The sequence below is a fragment of the Streptomyces sp. NPDC004658 genome (assembly GCF_040609555.1).
In the GTDB taxonomy this organism is placed as follows: Bacteria; Actinomycetota; Actinomycetes; order Streptomycetales; family Streptomycetaceae; genus Streptomyces.
Genome location: NZ_JBEXKG010000389.1, coordinates 1 through 1,500, shown reverse-complemented (window position 1 = coordinate 1,500; position 1,500 = coordinate 1). Strand labels below are relative to the sequence as shown.

The following is a 1,500-nucleotide window of genomic DNA, read 5'->3' as shown; positions in this document are numbered from 1 at the left end:
GCCCGGGCCTCCTCGCCAGGCTCCCCAGCCAGCCCGACCACCAGCATCGGAATTCCCGGATGCGGCTCGACGGAGTACTGGTGGGCGACATCACCGAAAACAAGGTGTCGCAGGACGACACCGTTCTCCCCGTCGCTGCGCGCGGTTGGCTGAGCTGCCAATTTGAACCCCCAGAATCGATTGGAAATCAGGCTGATGCGTCAGCGGAGAATTGCTCGATGGAAGGTATCCGAGAGATTCGCGCCGACGGCCTGATGCCACAGACCGCTCGGTCTTCGGCGATGCAGCGGAGCAACGGCGGAGCGTAACCGGTTAAACGGGTCCGAAGCGTTGGCCGCGAAGATCAAGTGAGGATTTAAGCAGCACTGGAGCGGCGCGTCAACGTCCTCACATTTTTTCGTGGCACATACCATGCGGGATCAATTCGCACGTACCGGCCTCGGGAAAATTACCTGAACTTTGACATGGGTCACTGTTTGCTTTTCCTTGACTTAACTTCCTTGACATGTGCCCTTCACTCGACAAGGCTCATGATCATTCCAAGAACGTTTCTGTGAGCTCGAAGTACGGGGGAGCTATGAAGCTTGGCTGGGAACGTGGTGCTTTGCGCCGTCAGGTCCTACGACCGACGTGTGCCGGTTATGCACCAGTTGCCGCACGCGGTGACTGAGACCCGCCGGCAATGTCCTCTCCCGACTCAGAGGCCCCGTAAATCCAAGCCTGTACTCAGGCAAGCCGACTACGGGCGACCTCGCGTCCGCACCTGCCCGCGCCTCACGGCGGCCTGAGGCTGTGCCAGGGCGATTTTCCGCCAAAGGATTCAGCATGACTACGCAGGACAGCTTCGACAGCGTACGATTCGAAGTTTCCAAAGAGCTGACAAAGGATTCCACCCTCGACCAGCTGCGCGCGGAACTGCAGCCATATGCGCGGCGCTATCTTGACGGCGAGCCCGGCTGCTTCGTTCTCACCGGCCTGCAACATCTGGACCTGGCGCAGTCCCAGGCCTTTGCACTCGCGGCATCGTCGGCGCTCGGAGACCTGTTGCCGCAGGACAGCGCGGGCACCCTGCTCCGGGAGGTCCGCGACCGTGGGATGAAGCTCGGCGAAGGGGCTACCGGGCGATATTCGGACTCCCGCACCGGCGGCAACCTGCACACTGATTCACCTCACCGCCCGGGCTCGGTGCCGGACTACTTCACCCTGACCTGCATCCACCAGGCCGCCGTGGGCGGTGACCTCGTGCTCGTTCGACTCCCCGGCCTGCTGGAACGGCTGGGTGAGCACGCCGGTGTGCTCGAAACCCTCCGGCGTCCGGTGCACTTCGACACGAGGGATGACACTCCCGGCGCACCACGCACGACACTCCGCCCCGTCCTTGAGGCCAGGCACGGCAAGGACCACGTCCACTACCTGCGGGAGTACATCGAGATCGGGCACCGTCGGCCGGGAATCGCCCCGCTGACAGATGCGCAGGTCCGGGCGTTCGACCTGCTGGAC

2 protein-coding genes are annotated in these 1,500 nt (G+C 62.9%); both read left to right on the top strand.

Features of this window, described 5'->3' with window-relative positions; translation table 11 throughout:
• Positions 1-308 (top strand): hypothetical protein (locus ABZV94_RS41565; RefSeq protein WP_356350298.1); only part of this gene is annotated, 308 nt, incomplete at its 5' end.
• A gap of 517 nt (positions 309-825) precedes the next feature.
• Positions 826-1,500, top strand: a 675-nt coding sequence (locus tag ABZV94_RS41560) for a hypothetical protein (protein ID WP_356350297.1), incomplete at its 3' end; no start/stop codon positions are given.